The sequence below is a fragment of the Paenibacillus sp. IHB B 3415 genome (assembly GCF_000802655.2).
In the GTDB taxonomy this organism is placed as follows: Bacteria; Bacillota; Bacilli; order Paenibacillales; family Paenibacillaceae; genus Paenibacillus_AQ; species Paenibacillus_AQ phytohabitans.
Genome location: NZ_JUEI01000046.1, coordinates 1 through 19,306 on the forward strand (window position 1 = coordinate 1; position 19,306 = coordinate 19,306).

Annotated in this window: 19 protein-coding genes; all 19 read left to right on the forward strand. The window is 42.6% G+C overall.

All coding sequences use genetic code 11. The features are described from left to right. The coding region (locus QW71_RS20095; RefSeq protein WP_047013877.1) for a helicase-related protein at positions 1–1,032 on the forward strand (1,032 nt) is incomplete at its 5' end. Positions 1,033–1,099: 67 nt separating this feature from the next. Next, positions 1,100–1,972: a ComF family protein gene (locus tag QW71_RS37205; RefSeq protein ID WP_052770098.1), complete on the forward strand. Its 873-nt coding sequence runs from the start codon at positions 1,100–1,102 to the stop codon at positions 1,970–1,972. Positions 1,973–2,114: 142 nt separating this feature from the next. Continuing rightward, complete coding sequence (locus tag QW71_RS20105) at positions 2,115–2,522, forward strand: TIGR03826 family flagellar region protein (RefSeq protein ID WP_039302660.1); 408 nt, start codon at positions 2,115–2,117, stop codon at positions 2,520–2,522. Positions 2,523–2,628: 106 nt separating this feature from the next. Further along, entirely contained in the window at positions 2,629–2,916 is a 288-nt protein-coding gene (gene flgM / locus QW71_RS20110) for a flagellar biosynthesis anti-sigma factor FlgM (RefSeq protein WP_039302663.1), read from the forward strand. A gap of 12 nt (positions 2,917–2,928) precedes the next feature. Continuing rightward, positions 2,929–3,429, forward strand: a complete 501-nt coding sequence (locus QW71_RS20115) for a flagellar protein FlgN (RefSeq protein WP_039302665.1) — start codon at positions 2,929–2,931, stop codon at positions 3,427–3,429. 57 nt (positions 3,430–3,486) lie between these two features. Next, positions 3,487–5,082, forward strand: coding sequence for a flagellar hook-associated protein FlgK (gene flgK, locus QW71_RS20120; RefSeq protein WP_039302667.1), 1,596 nt, complete (start codon positions 3,487–3,489; stop codon positions 5,080–5,082). Between the two features lie 14 nt (positions 5,083–5,096). Further along, entirely contained in the window at positions 5,097–6,014 is a 918-nt protein-coding gene (gene flgL, locus QW71_RS20125; protein ID WP_039302670.1) for a flagellar hook-associated protein FlgL, read from the forward strand. Positions 6,015–6,029: 15 nt separating this feature from the next. Beyond that, positions 6,030–6,596, forward strand: coding sequence for a DUF6470 family protein (locus tag QW71_RS20130; RefSeq protein WP_039302673.1), 567 nt, complete (start codon positions 6,030–6,032; stop codon positions 6,594–6,596). A 128-nt stretch (positions 6,597–6,724) separates the two neighbouring features. Next, on the forward strand, positions 6,725–7,180 hold the full coding sequence (fliW, locus tag QW71_RS20135) for a flagellar assembly protein FliW (protein WP_235441511.1): 456 nt from the start codon (positions 6,725–6,727) through the stop codon (positions 7,178–7,180). A gap of 1 nt (position 7,181) precedes the next feature. Beyond that, positions 7,182–7,418, forward strand: a complete 237-nt coding sequence (gene csrA, locus QW71_RS20140) for a carbon storage regulator CsrA (RefSeq protein WP_039302683.1) — start codon at positions 7,182–7,184, stop codon at positions 7,416–7,418. 658 nt (positions 7,419–8,076) lie between these two features. Continuing rightward, the gene (locus tag QW71_RS20145) at positions 8,077–9,750 is read left to right on the forward strand and encodes a flagellin (protein ID WP_039302686.1); all 1,674 of its coding nucleotides are present in this window, start codon (positions 8,077–8,079) and stop codon (positions 9,748–9,750) included. A gap of 140 nt (positions 9,751–9,890) precedes the next feature. Then, positions 9,891–11,699 (forward strand): 6-hydroxymethylpterin diphosphokinase MptE-like protein, encoded by a 1,809-nt coding sequence (locus QW71_RS20150; protein WP_160311828.1) that lies wholly within the window; start codon positions 9,891–9,893, stop codon positions 11,697–11,699. A gap of 60 nt (positions 11,700–11,759) precedes the next feature. Further along, on the forward strand, positions 11,760–12,767 hold the full coding sequence (locus QW71_RS20155) for an SDR family NAD(P)-dependent oxidoreductase (RefSeq protein WP_039302854.1): 1,008 nt from the start codon (positions 11,760–11,762) through the stop codon (positions 12,765–12,767). Positions 12,768–12,794: 27 nt separating this feature from the next. Next, positions 12,795–14,303: a UDP-2,4-diacetamido-2,4,6-trideoxy-beta-L-altropyranose hydrolase gene (pseG, locus tag QW71_RS20160; RefSeq protein ID WP_052770100.1), complete on the forward strand. Its 1,509-nt coding sequence runs from the start codon at positions 12,795–12,797 to the stop codon at positions 14,301–14,303. Between the two features lie 13 nt (positions 14,304–14,316). Further along, positions 14,317–15,378 (forward strand): pseudaminic acid synthase, encoded by a 1,062-nt coding sequence (gene pseI, locus QW71_RS20165; RefSeq protein WP_039302688.1) that lies wholly within the window; start codon positions 14,317–14,319, stop codon positions 15,376–15,378. Between the two features lie 22 nt (positions 15,379–15,400). Beyond that, positions 15,401–16,126, forward strand: coding sequence for a cytidylyltransferase domain-containing protein (locus QW71_RS20170; RefSeq protein WP_039302691.1), 726 nt, complete (start codon positions 15,401–15,403; stop codon positions 16,124–16,126). A 24-nt stretch (positions 16,127–16,150) separates the two neighbouring features. After that, positions 16,151–17,527, forward strand: a complete 1,377-nt coding sequence (locus tag QW71_RS20175) for a DUF4910 domain-containing protein (RefSeq protein ID WP_200905948.1) — start codon at positions 16,151–16,153, stop codon at positions 17,525–17,527. After that, complete coding sequence (locus QW71_RS20180; RefSeq protein ID WP_039302694.1) at positions 17,524–18,318, forward strand: formyltransferase family protein; 795 nt, start codon at positions 17,524–17,526, stop codon at positions 18,316–18,318. The genes QW71_RS20175 and QW71_RS20180 overlap by 4 nt, the downstream gene beginning before the upstream one ends. A gap of 30 nt (positions 18,319–18,348) precedes the next feature. Beyond that, on the forward strand, positions 18,349–19,296 hold the full coding sequence (locus QW71_RS20185; protein ID WP_039302697.1) for a dTDP-glucose 4,6-dehydratase: 948 nt from the start codon (positions 18,349–18,351) through the stop codon (positions 19,294–19,296). Positions 19,297–19,306 lie beyond the last annotated feature (10 nt).

Below are 19,306 nucleotides of genomic sequence, written 5' to 3' on the forward strand. Positions count from 1 at the left end.
GCTGCGCTGGGGTTCCTGGCGGAGCCGCGGGAGCGCTCCGCCTCAAAAGGCCCAGAGCGGTTCCTGCTCTGGGCAGTGACGGGAGCGGGAAAGACGGAGATAACGTTCCCGCTCCTGGAGGCGGCGCTCGCAGCCGGAGGCCGGGCGCTGATCGCAACGCCGCGTCGCGACGTCGTGCTGGAGCTGGCGCCGCGTCTCGCCAAGGCTTTCCCGGCGAACATCCCCGCCGTGCTGTATGGAGGCAGCGAGGACCGCTGGAGAGCGAGCACTATCACGCTGGCAACAACACATCAGTTGATGCGGTTCAATCAAGCTTTTGACCTGGTCATCATCGATGAACTCGATGCTTTTCCGTATCACAATGATCCAATGTTAGCCTACGCTGCCGAGCAGGTTTGTAAGCCCTCTGGATCCTTCATTTTTCTCTCAGCCACACCACCGGCAGAATTACAGCGCCTCGCCCGTTCAGGAAAACTGCCGCATGCGAGAGTACCGGTCCGCTTTCACGGTTATCCCTTGCCGGTCCCAGTGCATTTACATATGCCGCCGCTCCACCGTTGTCTGAAGCAGGGGAGACTCCCCGGAAGCCTGTTTCGTGCTCTACAGAGCTCTCTTGACCGCAAAGCACAGATTTTTCTCTTTGTCTCGCGGATTGCCCACATTGCAGGACTGCTTCAGCTTTTAAGGCATATTTTTCCTTGCGTTCCTATGGAAGGAACCTCCTCCAAAGATTCGGATAGAGCAGAGAAGGTGCTGGAATTCCGTAACTGTGAGATATCGCTTCTGGTGACGACGACAATTCTGGAGCGGGGAGTTACGGTTCCGCGCAGTGATGTGTTTATTCTGGATGCGGACAGCAGTCTGTTTGACGAAGCTGCTTTGGTGCAGATGGCGGGCCGGGCAGGACGCTCCAAAGATGATCCGGACGGCCACGTCGTATTTGCTTCTGCAGAGTGGAGCAAGTCCCAGCGCAGAGCCATTTCACAGATTCGCAGCATGAACACGATTGCCCATAGGCAGGGATACCTGTGAGATAAGACGCTACATTCACTCTTTTAATCATAATTTTCTGCATTTAGCCTTAAGAGGGAGGTTATAGATGAATTCCATAATGTCTTGGATAAAAAAAGCCCGATTATTAATCGCTCCTTCCCTGCCTCAATGTCTGTTCTGTGGTAAAAGAGGCCGTCCTTCATCCGGGCTGCCGGGAATTTGCATAAGCTGCCATACAGGAATCCCGTGGATCCGCTGTCCCCGGTGCCTGACCTGCGGACGCCATGTCGGCTGTCCGGATTGCAGCCGCAGCCGTGAGCCAGTGCCGATCCGCTGCAACCGCAGTGCGGTGGCTTATACAAGTGAGATGCGCGAGCTGCTGGGTCAGTACAAATACAGAGGAAATGAACGCTTGGCCCCCATACTGGGCCTGATGCTGGACAAGGCATATGCCATACTCCAACAAGAGCAGAGTGAGGGAGGGCGAAATGCTTCGCTAGCGGGTACATCTTCTGGCAAACTTTTTTCAGCGTCAAAGAGTAGGTTTCAGACGGGACTATGGCAAGCCGATTTGCTGGTCCCTGTGCCTGTAAGCTCAGCCCGTCTGGCTGAAAGAGGGTTTAATCAGGCGGAGCAACTGGCAGATGTATTATCTCTACGGAGGGGGATTCCGCAGCTTCCGCTGCTGATTCGTACCCGGCATACCGGTAAACAAAGCTTCAAAAGCAGAAGTGAACGGCTGGCCGATATGAAGCATGTTTTTACCGGAAATACAGAGCAGAAGCTTCTGCAAAGGCTGGACGGACAACTGGAGTCAATCGCAGTCCGGCTGCAGAATCGCCCTCTCCAGATTATAATTATCGATGATATTTACACCACAGGGAGCACGATGAGGGCCTGCGCTGAAGCACTTCACCGGCTCATTGGTGATTTGGGCTATGCGGCGGAGATATACAGTCTGACATGGGCACGTTCTTAGCGGTTGAAGTAGTTCGAAAATTTAATTAAACGCTTCTCATAACCGATACTAATCATAGACGGAACTTCAGCTATCATGTAATCTTATTAGCATAAGATATTTATAAGCTGTGCAGAATGTAAGGAAGGGAGCCGCGGTAGAAATGAATGTAGATAATTGTCCAAGATGCGGCCGGCTATATGTTAAGAATTTAATGAACCTGTGCCAGCCTTGTATCAAAGATTTAGAGCATGAATATGAAATCTGTGTAGATTACCTGCGCAAAAATAGAGGCACTAATATTCAGGAACTGTCCGATGCCACGGAGATCTCCATTAAGGAAATCACCCGTTTTATTCGTGAGGGCCGGATTTCCATAGCGAACGCACCTAACATGATGTACCCTTGCGAAGTCTGCGGAACCTTGATCCGGGACGGGCATATGTGTGATAGCTGCCGCAGCCGTTTGACCAAGGATCTGGCAAATGCAGCCAAGGAAACTGTAGACAAAAGCAGTACCAAAAAGGCTTCAGATGCCGCTTACCGCGCCGTGGACAAGTTCCGCAACTAATAAAATCTGCAAAAAAACGTTTGCAGCTATAAAGAATGTTTCAACAAAGGCCGATAAACTTAGTAAAGATTATCGGCTTTTTTATATCAGAAGGAAGGTGGAAGTTATGAAAATTAACGAGACCGGACGAATTAACGCGATGAACCCGTATCAACGGAGTGCGGAATCGCAAAGGCAGGAACAAATGAAGAAGAGCACACGCAAGGATGAGGTATCGATTTCGGATGAAGCCATTAAGCTGCTCCAGGCACAGAAAAGCGGCAAGATTGACGCTGAACGTGCGAACAAGATCGAAAGCCTGAAACAGCAAGTATCCGCAGGTACCTACCAGGTTGACGCAGCTAAGCTCGCAGAGACACTCGCCCCCTACTTTAAGCAATCCTCCGAGAATTAGGTGAACACACCCATGGCACTTACGACATTATTAGAATTGCTAGAGCGGCTGGACGAAGCGCATGTGCAAATGCTGGATTTGGCCGCTGTCAAGAAACAGACCATTATGGACAACAAGGTGGAGGGTCTCATCGACATCCTGAACCGTGAGTCCAAGCTTATGAAGGTGATCGGACAGCTGGAAGAGAAGCGTGCAGAAGCGGCATTCGTTTTTCTGCAGGGGGTTGGAATCCGTTCCAATCTGAATCTGAATCTTACCGAGCTGTCCCGCCTTGTATTTGATCCTGAGGACAAATCGCGCCTGCTGCATATCCAGCAGAAGCTTTCCGGCACATTGCAGCAATTGAAACTAGCCAATGAGCTGAATCAGAAGCTGATTGAGCAGTCGCTTACCTTTATAGATTATTCCCTGGATTTGCTTGTCGGAAGACCAAATCAGGAAATGACATACCATCATCCGTCCGACAAGGGCAGCAGTGTGACTCGGCCGGGCCTTTTTGATGCCCGCGGATAACCCGTTTATCCTCATGGCCTCTTTCGCCGCAGCAATCACAAGGGAGGAACAAGTAGCATGACATCCACATTTCACTCGATTGAAACAGCAAGACGAAGCCTGTTTACCCAGACTGCTGCGCTCAATACAACCGGCCATAACATTGCCAACGCCAATACGGAGGGGTATACCCGCCAGCGTGTGAACATGAAGGCGGCTATACCTATCGAGGCCTATGGTCTCAATAACTCAACACTGCCGGGTCAAATGGGAACCGGTGTGGAGTTCACTTCCATCGAGCGGATCCGTGAGATGTTTCTGGACGATCAGTACCGTGGAGAGAATTCCGCCAGCGGCAACTGGAGCATCCAATCGGATACACTAGATAAGCTGGAAGCCATCGTTAATGAGCCTTCGGATACCGGTATTCGTACCGTGCTTGATAATTTCTGGAAATCCTGGTCAGATCTCAGCAAGAATCCGGAAGATCCAACAGCCCGCAAAATTGTAGTACAGACTGCACAGTCACTCACTGATGCCATGAACTATATGAGTACACAGTTAAGCAATCTGGATCGGGATCTGAGTACCAATATTGATGTCAAAGGGAAAGAAATACAGAGCTATTTGAGCTCTATTGCTGACTTGAATCAATCCATTTCTAAAATAGAGGGCATGGGAGACCAGGCCAATGATCTGCGGGATCAGCGTGATTTGATGACGGACAAGCTATCCAAGATTGCCAATATTACAATCCTGGAGACTGATGCCGGGTATAACATATCACTTGGCACTCAGCAACTGGTTCAAGGCGCAACGGTTACTGCGGCTGTAGACAGTGCCTTTTTGAACACTGCTTACGCTTCTGGTGACCTGAAGGCTGGCGAAGCTTATGGAATGATTTTTTCCAGTAGAACCTATGTGGCAGATTACAGGAAGCAACTCGATGCTATGGCCAACACGATCGCAAACGGCGAAGTGCAGGTAACCATTCCAACAGGCTCAACTTTACCAGCAGGAACCACAGTGCTTAAAGATTCAGAAATCATTAATGCGGACGGAACTAAAACCTCTCTTCCAGCAGGGAGCGCAGTGCCTATTCCATTGACAGGTGATTTGAAAACTACAGTCAAAGGTCTGAATGGACTGCATCAACTGGGGTATGCATTGAATGGAAGCTCAGGCCGGCCATTCTTTACAGCTTCTGTGGCCGGTGAGGCGATCACGGCAGCCAATCTTAAGCTTAATCCCGAAATCGCTGCTGATCCTACGCTGTTTGCTACTTCTCTTCGCACTACTACGGACAGTGCCGGAAATGTATCCGTCGTTAAAGGGAATAACACATTAGCGCTTTTGTTCAGCAATATGAAGGATAACAATACTTTCACTACAGCAGATGGCCTCAAATCAGGTACTGTAGGATCCTACCTTAGCTCAATGGTTGGGCAATTAGGAATTCAATCCCAAGAAGCCACACGTCAAGCGAGCAACGCTGATTATCTGGTGGACCAAGTGAACTCCCGACGGCAGTCTGTAAGCGGAGTTTCTCTGGATGAGGAAATGTCGAACATGCTCGTATTCCAGCATGCCTATAGCGCTGCTGCACGTTTCATGACAACCTATGATGAGTTGCTAGACAAATTGATTAATTCTACCGGCACAGTCGGCAGATAAAGGAGGAACATACCATGCTCAGAGTCACCTCCAATATGATGAGTTCACAGCTGCTGCTTAACTTGAACCGTAATGCGCGTACTATGAATGATACACAGCTACAACTGGCGAGTGGCCGCAAAATCAACAAGCCCTCCGATGATCCGGTGGGTATCACGTATTCCTTACGTTACCGTGCGGAGCTGTCTTCGAATGAACAGTATACGAAGAATGTAGACAGTGCCTTGTCATGGCTTGATTACAATGACACTGTACTAGGACAGGCGGGGGATGTTGTCCAACGTTTGCGAGAGCTTACAGTGAAGGCTGCGACAGGAAGCAACCCCCAATCAGCACTTGACAGCATCAACGAAGAGGTATTGCAGCTTAAAGAACAACTGGTGGACATTGCGAACAGCAAATTAAACGGAAAATACGTATTCAATGGCGAGAAATATGATGTCAAGCCATATGAATTTGCTAAGAGTGCCGATGGAACTTACGATACCACTAAGGAAGTCACGACAGATTCCGGGCAAATTCAGTATATTGTAGGGGAAGGTGTACAAATGCCTATCAATATGACAGGTAATGATGTATTTGGTCATACGGGGGAAGCAGACAATCTGTTTTCTATTATCAATAATATTTCTGAAGGCTTGAAATCTGGCAACATTACAGCTGTTTCCGGACAACTTGATAAAATTGATACTCGCGTAGAGACTATTTTATCAGCCCGCTCCGAAATAGGCGCTAAGACTAACCGTGTAGAATTAATGCAGGATCGTCTGAGTGATTTGAACATAAATTTGACAGACCTTCAGGCTAAGACCGAGGATGCAGATTACGAAGAGCTCATTATGAAATCCAAAATTCAAGAGAATATTTATAATGCTTCACTTTCTGTGGGGGCTAAGATTATCTCTACAACTTTAGTAGATTTCATTAGATAACGGAGGTGATGCCCGTTGCTGCAGCCTATCCTGCAAATTCGACAGACACCTGCTCTGATTGGTATTGATGCTGATCTCGGCACGTTCTCCATCACTCAACCAAAGGCTGAAGTTAACATCACAACTACACCTGGAGAGCTAAGCATTCAGTCGTCACGTCCGGAGCTTACAATTGACCAGAGCCGGGCACGCGCTGCTTATAATGGCGGAAGTGTGCTGGATATGAATAAGAGAATTTATTCAGGTATTCAGCAGCTATACCTTCAAGGTCTGGCCCGGAAAGTTGAGCAAGGGAATCGGATGGCTGAGTTTTTTAAGGCTGGGAATACCATTGCCGAAATCTACGGTACAGATACCGAGCCCAACTCATTCCCCGAGCCTCTCGGACCAGCGTCCTATGACAATGTTGACATTTATTTTGATACTAGGGCTCCTGAAATAAACTTCCGGGCGGCACAAGTTGATATTCAAGTGGAGAGACACCGTCCGGAGACCGAGTACACACGGGGCAAGCTAAATATTTATATGCAACAGTATGCTTCGGTTCAGTATATTCCGCCAGAAGTGAATGTTCAGATGTAGCTTCAGAGCTATAGATGTGCCAGAGAGCGCTTCTATAGCTTTTCTGCTGTTTATGTATCATATTAAATACAGCTGAAATGACCGCAAAAGTAAATAACCTGGTTTTGCACAGCAAAACTGTTTGAGGAGTGAATAATTTGATTATTGAGACACTGTCTTGGGGAAAACTTGAAGTACATGAGGAACAATTGTATCATTTCTCCAAAGGAATCCCCGGTTTTGAAGAGGATACTGATTTCGTATTGGTTGCTATGGAGGATTCAGCCTTCTGGGTACTGCAGTCCATCGAGAATAAGAACCTCTCATTTCTATTAGGAGATCCGTTTGCTTTCTATCCGGACTATGAGTTTGAACTTCCGAGTGCTGAAGCTGAGGAATTGGGGATTGCTTCGCAGGTGATTGTAAGATGCATAATTACCCTCAAAGAAAAGGTAGAAGAGTCCACGATTAACCTACTGGCACCTATTGTTCTGAACCCGGAGGAACTGAAAGGTAAACAAGTGGTACTGCATAAGGCTCCCTATCATACGAAGCATAGTTTATTTCAGGAACAGCCGGTAATCGACGGAAAGGATGGTGGATGAAATGCTCGTACTGTCCCGTAAAAAAGGTGAGTCCATTATCATTCAGGATCAGATTGAACTGACGGTCTTGTCAGTAGAAGGTGATATTGTAAAAATTGGCATATCTGCGCCGAAACATGTCGATATTTTTCGCAAAGAAGTATATCTGTCTATCCAGGAAACTAACCGTGAATCATCTGCACCTGTGCAATCTGATCTCAATGCGTTGATTGACCGTTTGCGCGGGCCGCAGAATTAAAACTCATTGCTTAGATGAAATGGATATTATTCGAACAGTATTACAAAAGCCATGCAGTGGTCAGTCGCTGCATGGCTTTGTGTTAGGGATATTCAAATTAATTATTGAAACTTTTTCTTGAAAGATGAACTGATAGTACAGGATTTATAAGAAAAGACTGAGGAGGTTGAATTCCAATGTTCGGCGGGACCAATCTAGCTGTTGTATATGGTTTACTATTGTCTACTTAGTTGAATTATTTTAGTCTGGAAAGAAAATCTCACTGGGACAGCGTTTGATGTAACAAGAAGCAGTGTTTCCGTATCCGAACAACAAACAGTACGGAGTGCCTGGACTTCTCGTCTGCTTGGGCCAATAGAGCAAGACTAATAAATTGTTATAACTTACAGGAAAAGTTAGGAACATTCTAAATTGTATTACTATCAGTACTACATATACCAATGAGTGAAGTTCAGCATGAGACATAGTACGATGTTGCTCTTCAAATGATAAATCACTTTTCTTTATATCTTAAAAAAAGTCTTACAAGCTATAAACAACCCGACTCTCTCTGACGATATATAATTTAGACGCTGATCCGGCAGGGCGGCCGACCTTAACGGTTCAGCGTTTACCACATGGATGTGGAACTAACTTAATTTCAGGGAGGAAATATCAAATGATTATTAACCACAATATCCCGGCGCTGAACACTCACCGCCAACTGTCGATCAACACAGCTAACACTAGCAAAAATATTGAGAAACTGTCTTCCGGTCTTCGCATCAACCGTGCTGGTGATGACGCAGCTGGTCTGGCAATCTCCGAAAAAATGCGCGGCCAAATCCGCGGTTTGGATCAAGCTTCCCGTAACGCACAAGATGGTATCTCTTTGATTCAAACAGCTGAAGGCGCGCTGAACGAAACTCATTCCATTCTGCAACGTCAACGCGAAATCGCTAACCAATCCGCGAATGGAACGAATACTGATTCCGACCGTCAAGCACTGCAAGACGAAATGAACCAATTGACTTCTGAAATTAACCGTATCGGTAACACAACTGAGTTCAATACTCAGAAGCTGCTGAACGGTGGTATTGGTTCCAGCGATGCTGCTAAGTTAACTCAGGCTACAAGTGCGAAAGCCGTATCAAGTGTAGCAGTTTCAACTGGAGCTGTAACACTCACCGCCGGAGCAACTATTACTGTGGATAACCAAACGTTTGATCTTTCAGCTATAAAGGTTGGTTCTGTAGGTGCATCTGCTGCAAACAATGCGGCTGCATTGAAGACAGCGCTAGAAGCAGTTACCTCAGGCGGAGTTAAATTGTCTGATCTGGTAGACATTAAAGTGGGCACAGGTAGCGTACTTGAGTTCACTGCTAAATCTACAGGTACTTCAAGTGAGTTGAAATTCGCTGGAACTGCTATAGGTGGACTGGGCTTGGCAGCTGGTACAGAAACTGGGGCTCCTTCCACTATAGAACGTGCAGGTCTTGTGGCTAGTGCTTCGCTTACTGCTGCTGGCGTTACCCTTGCCACAGGGGCAACGTTGAAGTTCACAGTTGGCTCTGAGAGTGAAGTTACAGTCAATCTTAACTCTGGCACCACTTCTAAAACCTATGACACTACAAACGGTGATCCTAACGTAGCTAAAGCCGCTATGGATAGCCTGGTTAAAGATCTAAATGCAGCTCTGCAATCAGCTGGAATGGACAGCAAAATCACAGCTTCTTTATCGAAGGATAACGAGATTCAATTCATCTCTGAATCCGGAAAAGATATTAAATTGGGCGCTGGCCCTGCAGCCGGCCTCGGAATTGCTAGTACTGCAACAATTGGTAATGTTCAACAAGTGGTAGGTGCTGGAGCGCAAGGTGTAGGTTTCACTACGAAGTTCCAGATTGGTGCTAACACAGGTCAATCCATGTCCTTGCAAATCAATGATGTTCGTGCATCTGCGCTTGGTATTACTGGTAATGCAGGTCAAGCTGGCTTTACAAAAGAAAATGCTGTTACCAACGGTTCAAACGATATTAAAGCCGAGGCTGCTTTGAATATTGCTACCCGTGAAGATGCTTCGAAAGCAATCGCTGTTCTGGATAAAGCTACTTCCCTCGTATCTAGCGAACGCGCTAAACTGGGTGCTGTGCAGAACCGTCTGGAACACACTATCAACAACCTAGGAACAGCTTCTGAGAACTTGACAGCTGCTGAATCCCGTATCCGTGATGTTGACATGGCCAAAGAAATGATGTCCCAAACCAAGAACAATATCCTTGCTCAAGCTGCCCAAGCAATGCTGGCTCAAGCCAACCAACAGCCGCAAGGCGTACTGCAATTGCTGAGATAATTACAGCGGTCGCTTAAAGTAGTGTTGAAGTACTGTTCATAACTTAAAGAAAGCCCCACTATGTGGGGCTTTCTTGTTATAATCATTCTATGATTTCTCCGCAAGGAAACATGAAAAATACTAGCAAGGGAGCAGGAGAAATGGATTTGTTAAGCCGCAATATAGAAATCCTGTCCAGTAATCCTAATCACAGGATTGGAATGCCGGAAGAAAGCGAAGTAGCACAGGCGGTATTCAGTAAAGATGATGCCGGAAATGAGATCTTTATTACTCAGGATCAGCAATATATTATGAAAAGCGACTTTGATCATTCCAATCAGCCTAATTCGCTCAAACGGGAATTGATTTTTGTTATCGGGATATTCTCTGTTGATGAAATTAAACAGGTTATTCAAAAACGGGGTGACGGTTCTTTACTTGTAATCCTTGAACCCAATTCTGCACTTTTTAATTATGCTTTAAATCACAAAGATCTTTCATTTATTCAAGCATCAGGAGCAGTAATCTTTGCTGATAAAATATCTGATTTGCCAATCTTCTTAGATAATTTACTTCTGACTGATGCGATTTTCTACATGAAAACAATTAAATTTTACTTCACTTACTTTTATCGGGAATACGATATTAAAACAAGTCTGGAAATTGTCAGAAATATCAAAGACGTTGTCCAGTATAAAACTTTTATGTACGGAAATTCAGTAGAGGACAGCTTGATCGGGTTCAGACATCATATGAAAAATCTAAAATATCTGACCCGCTCTAAGGATGTGTCTTTACTCAAAAATAGAATGCTTGATGTTCCGGCTATTGTAGTATCTGCTGGCCCATCTTTGAATAAGAATATTAAACAATTACAGAGCTTGAAAGATAAGGCGGTCATTATTGCAGTAGATACAATAGCCCAGCGGCTGTGTGACGAGGGTATTATCCCTGACTTTATATGCTCAATCGAGCGGGGAATAGAAACGTACACATTCTTCTACGAGGGCAAGTCATACCCTGTTGACTCAACACTTGTTGGCCCGCTTGTGCTCTATCCCAAAGTATTTGAAGAGTATCCTGGTGAGCTAGTTATCCCTATGCGTGAGAAAGTAGGGGAATTCATTTGGCTTAAGGAAATTCTAGGGCTGGAAGCGGACTATTCTATTAGTATAGGCTTATCCTGTGCTCATGTAGCGTTCGGAGTTGCAGAGCATATTGGGGCCTCGCCAATCATATTGGTAGGACAAGATTTGGCTTACGGTAGTTCTAAGGAAGAAACACATGCCGGGGGCACCATTTATGATGATAAAGAGATTATGAACAGCATAACTTCTAAAGAAAAAATGTTAGAAACCGAAGGATACTATGGAGGTACAGTTCCTACGACTGAAATTTGGAATACGTTTCGGACCTGGTTTGAGAGGGAAATTGAAGATAAGAATTTAAATGTCATAAACTCGACCGAAGGAGGCGCGAAAATTGCATATACCAATCAGTTGAGTCTGGAGGAAGTAGGAAATAAATATTGTACTGCCAATGTCACTCCAGTTACTGAAATATTAAAAGGAATAGGCGTATATCCATTAGAGGAAAAACAGATGAAACATGCGTTAAGAGAGCAATACAAATTTTTTCTGGATATAAAAATGAAATTTGAATACCAACAGAAGCAGGTCAAACGCCAGAAACTTAGTGAGCATTCTAAGGAGAAGGAAATAAAGGAAGCACTGAGAAAAATAGACCGTACTGAAGATTGTTTTAGAATAGTTCTAAATAACTGGCTTCTTCGGCACTGCCTGCAGCCGGCAATGATAAACTCGATTTGGAATTTGTATGATATCGAACGTGTAATTACTCCTGCTAGTGTAATGCAAGCTCGAGAAATCAATCTTGGATTTTTAGATATCGGCGTGTATACTTTGACTGAAATTGTTTCTGTTTTAGAAGCTGCGGCAGAATCTTTATAGCACAATAATTCATTAATATACAAGTGATTGCTAAAAGCATAAGGATGTGCATACATGAAGATGGAAACCTATACCGGAAAAAACATTCTTATAACAGGCGGAACCGGTACAATTGGACGGCAGCTAGTTCAACGGTTATTACAAGAAAGTCCTCAAGTTATTCGTATTTTTAGCCGTGATGAACACAAACAATTCGAAATGGCAATGGATTTTCAAGAGCACTCCAAAAATTTACGGTTCTTGATTGGTGATATAAGAGACCAGCAACGTTTAGGAAGAGCGATGGAGAATATTGATTACGTATTCCATTGTGCGGCCATGAAGCATGTTCCTGCGTGTGAGTACAATCCTTTTGAAGCTGTTCAAACTAATGTAATAGGGACTCAGAATGTTATACAAACTGCCATTGAAAGAAATGTGAAAAAAGTATTATTCACCAGTACCGATAAAGCTATTTCCCCTACGAATACTTACGGTGCTACGAAATTAACTGCAGAACGTCTGATTTCAGCTACTGAGCATCATAAAGGGGCTATATCTACAATCTTTTCTGCTGTTAGATTTGGGAATGTAATGAGTTCCAGGGGTTCGGTGATTCCTTTGTTCAAGAAACAAGTATTGGAGAATCGCAGAATCACTTTGACTGATTCTAATATGCTAAGGTACATGATGACGCCGTCTCAAGCTATTGATCTTATTCTTAAAGCAAATAATATGGCTTTAGGAGGAGAAGTGTTTGTACTGAAAATGCCGCTCATCAAAGTTGGGGACTTAGCAGAAGTCGTTATTGAGCAAATTAAGGAGAACTATGGAATTACCGAAGATATTCATATGGATATAATTGGACTTCGTTCAGGAGAGAAACGTTTTGAAGAATTAATGACTGATGATGAAGCGGCAATTGCATATGAGACTGATAATATGTATATTATTCCACAGCAAGGCAAGAATGATTCAGCCTATGAAGGGATTTACAAGAAAACAATTGAAAAACCTTTCCCAGATATTAATAAAACAATTAAAAAAAATGAACTTGCTGACTGGTTTATCAAGGAGAAGTTACTCTAGAAAACTACAATTCAAAGGAAGTTGCTTATGAAGTTTTTTATCCGCGCCGATGCATCAGCGAAACTAGGTGTAGGTCATGTGATGAGATGTCTTGCATTGAGTGAAGAACTTATCAAACGTGAGCAACAAGTTATTTTTATTTGCAGAGAGAGCAACGCTTTAATTTCCAAACTTATCGTTGAAAAAGGGTGTGCTATACTCCAGAATGAGACCGAATATCTACTAGGAAGCCAAAAGGAAGCCGAGTATATTATTGAACTTATTCATAGTAACTATATTATTCAAAATGAAGACTGGATAATTATAGATCACTATTCTTTGGATTTTGAGTTTGAAGGTTATCTACGAAAAGTATTTACCAATATAATGGTGATTGATGATCTTGCTGATAGGCAACATGATTGCGATGTTCTGTTAGACACTGGTCTAAGTAAATCTAAAAGGGATAATTATGATCGTTTAATACCCCAAACATCAATAAAATTATTAGGTCCAGAGTATGCCTTACTCAGGCATGAATACACTAAAGAACGTAAATCCCTGAAGCTGCGGGATGCAAAAAGAGTGGAAAATATATTTGTTTGTTTCGGTGGGACAGATCCGACTAATGAAACGTCTAAGGCTATTAAAGCATTACTACCAATTTTAAATGAGTCTATGAAAGTTAGAGTTGTTATGGGGATAACAAATCCCCGCATAGAAGAGTTAATACAACAATACGAGGATGAAAAGATTGAATTTTTGATTCAACCATTCTCAATCGCCACTCTAATGTCTTCTTCAGATTTAGCTATATGTGCTGGCGGAGGGATGACTTGGGAACGTTATTGTTTAGGCCTGCCCGGAATAATCATAGCGATAGCAGCAAACCAAGTAGAGGGAGCTCAACACAGTCATTTACTGGGAGTGGACGAGTATTTAGGGTTAAGCCATCTGGTAAAAGAAAAAGATTTAAGGCAGACTATAGAACGCTTAATCTATTCAAATGAAAAGCTTAAAAACGCTAGAGAAAGAGCTATGGATGTAGTTGATGGTAATGGGATTGTTAGAGTGGCGGATATTTTAATGAAGAAGAATGAAGCATTGGAATTGCGCAATTTCGGGGATAATGAAATTTTGTTTCTTTTGGAGTGTCGTAATGAAATTAAGGCGAGACTCAACTCAATTAACTCAGCTGAGGTGTCTCTTAATGATCATATCAAGTGGGTGGAACAAAGCAAGTCGATGCCTGATCGTAAGTTAATGGTTGCTTGGATTGGAGAAGAAAAGATTGCTGTTGTAAGGCTAGATAGAGTTGGCGATTATGCAGAAGTTAGTATCAATGTTGCTAAAGAGCATAGGGGCAAAGGGTATGTCCGAAGAATTTTGAAAGAACTTGAGATCAAGGCAATAACCTGGAACAGAAGCATCCATATTCTACAAGCTGTAATTAAAAAAGAAAATAATATCTCTATAAAAAGCTTCATTAAAGCTGGATATAGGGAATGGAATATTGATAATGAATTGATTATTATGCGAAAAAAAATAACTGACTAAGTGAGGTTAAAAGATGGAATCATCCAGTATTGAAGTAAAAATAGCGGGAAGAGAAATTGGACTAAATCATAAACCTTTCATTATAGCAGAGATGTCCGGGAATCATAACCAATCTTTAGACAGAGCTCTTGCGATAGTAGAAGCTGCTGCAAAGACTGGGGTGGATGCAATTAAGTTACAGACTTATACTGCTGATACAATGACCCTGAATGTTAATTCCGAAGAGTTCATGATTAGTGAAGATTCAAGTTTATGGAAAGGAAATTCATTGTACGACTTATATAAGCAGGCATATACTCCGTGGGAATGGCATTCTGAAATATTTAAGAAGTGCAAAGAATTAGGGCTTATTGTATTCAGTTCACCATTTGATGAAACAGCAGTTGATTTTTTGGAAACTTTAGATGTACCTGCTTACAAAATTGCATCTTTTGAGAATACGGATATTCCACTAATTAAAAAAGTAGCTATCACCGGTAAACCTATAATTATGTCTACGGGTATGGCCTCCACTGCTGAACTTGACGAGGCTGTACGTACTGTTAGAGAGTATGGTTGCAATCAATTGATACTTTTGAAATGTACAAGTACTTACCCAGCAGAGCCTACCTTCTCGAATCTTGCCACAATTCCACATATGAAGCAGCTTTTTAACTGTGAAGTGGGGCTGTCAGATCATACTTTGGGTATAGGTGTTTCCATAGCTAGTGTGGCTATTGGGGCAACTGTTATTGAGAAGCATTTTACATTATCCAGGGCTGACGGGGGCGTGGACTCAGTGTTCTCGATGGAACCGCATGAAATGAAGAGCTTGGTTGAAGAGACAACAAAAGCATGGCAAGCAATGGGTGTAGTTTCTTATGGTGCTACCGAAGCCGAGAAGGATTCTAGAAAATTAAGAAGATCTATTTATGCAGCAAAAGCTATAAAGCCTGGTGAAGAGATTAATCTTGATAATGTCAAGATTATAAGACCAGGTTATGGTCTTGCTCCTAAATATCTTGATATGGTGATTGGTAGAACTGCCGTAGTGGATATTCCACTGGGAACACCGATTACATGGAATAATATTTAGTATTCAATAATTGAGGTGTATGATGAACTATACTGTTATTATTCAAGCCCGCATGGGATCGACCAGACTTCCTGGTAAAGTGTTAATGCCTCTTGGTGATACGAACATTCTTGATTATGTTGTCTCAAGGTGTCGAAGAATTCAAAAAGTAGATCAGGTGATAGTAGCCACTTCAATTCTCAATCAAGATAATGAAATTGAAAAATGGTGTGCACTAAATAATGTGAGCTGTTTTCGGGGTTCAGAAGAAGATGTATTAGCGAGATATTATGAATGTGCAAAAAAATACCAAGCAGACTATATACTGCGTGTGACTTCTGATTGTCCATTTGTAGATTATGACTTAGCGGATATGATGATTGAAGCGATGATAGCTAATCCTTCTGAGATTTTGTTATATGAGGAGGGATTACCACGGGGATTAGCTGTTGAAATCATATCATTTGCGGCTCTGGAAAAAGTTTATACGATAGGTAAAGAGAGCCGACATCGTGAACATGTAACATATTATGCTTATGAAAATATTAAATCCTTCACACATGTTTCATTCAAACTTTCGCAACATTTGAAACAACCCCAATTAAGAATAACTTTAGATACTCCAGAAGATTATTTGGTGTGTCAGGCTATAGCAAAGGAATTTGTTAACAATAAAATTGTAAGTTCTTCAGAGGTGGTTGAATTTCTATTAAGATCGCCTGAGATAACTAGAATTAATGCTCATATCGAACAAAAATCTGTAATCTAATACGCAACTGTGGGGGTTAATGATTTGGAGTACGATGAGGATAGAGAATTAATAGAGATGGACCGTTTATTTGACCGTTTATTCCCGATTTGTCGAAGCATCACGGGAGCTGGATTGCGTGAAACTTTGAATATATTATCCGAATATGTCCCACTTGAACAGTTTGGTGTGAAATCGGGTACCCGCGTTTTTGATTGGGTGATACCTCAAGAGTGGGTAATACGGGAGGCTGTTCTAAAAAATCCCTTCGGAGACACTGTAGTCAATTTTAGAGACCATAATTTGCATGTCCTGAATTATAGCGAACCGATAGATAAGGTGATGAGCCTTGAGGAGTTGCAACCCCATCTCTATTCTATTCCTGAAAAAGCAGATGCGATTCCGTATGTTACATCGTATTACAAAAAAAGATGGGGTTTCTCTATTCCTCATAATCAGCGAGAACAACTTTCAGAAGGCAATTACCATGCCTACATCGATAGTGAATTTATAGATGGTGAATTAAATTATGCTCATGCTACTCTTAAGGGAAAAAGTATGAAGGAGATCCTAATTAGCAGTTATGTTTGCCATCCATCCCTAGCCAATAATGAACTGAGTGGACCAATTACAGCAGCTTTTCTCTATCAGAGATTGAACTCTAAACCAAGAAGATTTTCTTATCGCTTTGTTTTTATACCGGAGACAATTGGAAGTATTAGCTACCTAAACAAATTTGGTGATGCTCTTCTTGAAAATCTACATGCAGGACTAGTATTAACTTGTCTCGGTGGCGAGAACGCTTTAAGTTATAAAGAATCAAGAAGAGAAGACAGCCCAACAGACCTGATGTGGAAACATCTCGTTCAATATAATGAGCTTGAAGGCTCCACCAGGGAGTTTACACCGGTCAATGGTTCGGATGAGAGGCAATATTGCTCCCCGGGATTTAATCTTCCTGTCGGTCAAATGTCCAGAACCGTTTATGCTGATTATGATGGTTATCACAATTCTCTTGATACCAAAGAGTTCATGACGATCGAAGCTTTACAACAAAGTGTAAATGAATTGGAGATCTTAATTGAAGCTATGGAATGGGACGGTTATTATTTAAACAATACTCCATTTGGAGAGGTGAAACTTGATAAACATGGACTTTATCCTGATTTCAATGCCCATGGAAAGACTGAACTCTTTTCTTCAAATGATTTAAATGATCACCGGATGCAGTTGTCTCGCATTTTAATGATTCTAAATTATTCTGATGGTAAACACACGCTTATGGAGATTGCGATCAAATGCGAGTGTAGCATTTATAGGCTTATTCCAATTGTGAAAGTTCTCTTAAATAAAGACATTATTTCTGGTCCGTTTGACGAAGAACAGAATCTATTCCATAGAAAAGAGGATTTAATTAAATGAAAGTGCTTCTAATGACTGGCTCACACCCTCGGCATAGACATATTGCAAAGTGCCTAAAGGATGCAGGATTACTGTCTGCCTTAGTTATTGAACAGCGTGAGGAATTTATTCCACCACCACCATCAGGACTTTTGGAAGAAGACAGGCTTCTATTTATTCGACATTTTGTAGAACGGGAACAAGCTGAACATCGGGCATTTAATACTGAACAGATTAAGTGGGATATACCAGTTTTTAATACTACGCCCTCAGAGTTGAATAGTACGGAAGTGGGACGCTGGGTTGTATCACAAAAACCCGATGTGGTAATAACTTACGGCGTACACAAAATTAATCAAGAACTTTTAGATAAATTCCCAGCACATTCTTGGAATATTCATGGTGGATTATCGCCCTGGTATCGCGGGAATATTACGTTATTTTGGCCATTTTATTTCCTCAAACCTAACTGGTCAGGAATGACCATCCATCGCTTAACCTCTAAATTGGATGGAGGCGGAATTATTCATCATTCTGTTCCTGAACTGAATTTTGGAGAAGGTATTCATGATGTAGCTTCAAATGCTGTAAAACAAGTATCTGAAGATATTGTTGCAATTTTGAAAAAACTCTCATATGGAGAAACAATAATTGAGGTTCCGCAAAAGAGTAGCGGTAAGTTGTTCACATCAAACGACTGGGAAGCACATCACCTGCGTATCATTTATAAGTTATTTAACAATGATATTGTAGATCATTACTTAAGAGGAGAATTAGGGAAAACTGAACCTCCGCTGGTTCGGGCATTTTAACAATAGGTATTTTCATGGGAGGTTGAGAAATTGAATATTCTACTTACCGGTGGTGCCGGATTCATCGGGCGTTGGGTTGCAAAACAGTTGCTAAGTGAAGGACATCAATTATGGATTCTCGATGATTTGTCTAATGGGCAAGAGCGTAACTTGACCGAATTCATTGATCATCCAGGGCTGGTGCAGTTTATTAATGATTCTATTCTCAATGAGAATTTACTGGAAGAATTGTTTAATAGGCATCATTTTGAAATATGCTATCACTTAGGTGCTTCAATTAATGTACAGGATTCCATTGATGATCCTCGAGTGACCTTTAATAATGATACTGTTGGAACCTTCTATATTCTGGAGCAGTGTCGCAAGCACAATACTAAATTGGTGTTTATGAGTACTTGCATGGTATACGATCGATGTGTTGATGAGACGGGCATCACTGAAACACATCCAACAAAGCCGGCCTCACCATACGCAGGTGCTAAAGTAGCGGCAGAGAATATGGTGCTTTCTTATTATTATGCCTACGGACTTCCTACCGTTGTTATCCGACCGTTTAATACCTATGGTCCATATCAGAAAACAGGCGGTGAAGGTGGCGTAGTTGCTATTTTCATTAACAATCATTTGAACGGCCGGGATTTGAACATTTACGGAGAAGGAACACAAACTAGAGATCTTCTATATGTGGAAGACTGCGCGAGATTTGTTGTATCTGCTGGGTTCTCCAATCAGGTTAACGGAGAGATCGTTAACGCAGGGTTGGGTAAAGACATTTCAGTGAATAATTTGGCTATGTTGGTTTCAGGTGATCCGTCAAGAATTAAACATGTAGAACATATCCATCCACAGAGTGAAATTCAAAAACTGTTGTGCAATTTCGATAAAGCACGTCATTTGCTCAAATGGGAGCCGGAAATAACATTAGAAGAAGGAATTGCCCGTACTAAGGCATGGATTCAAAATGGTGGCCTTCAATAACATCAATTAG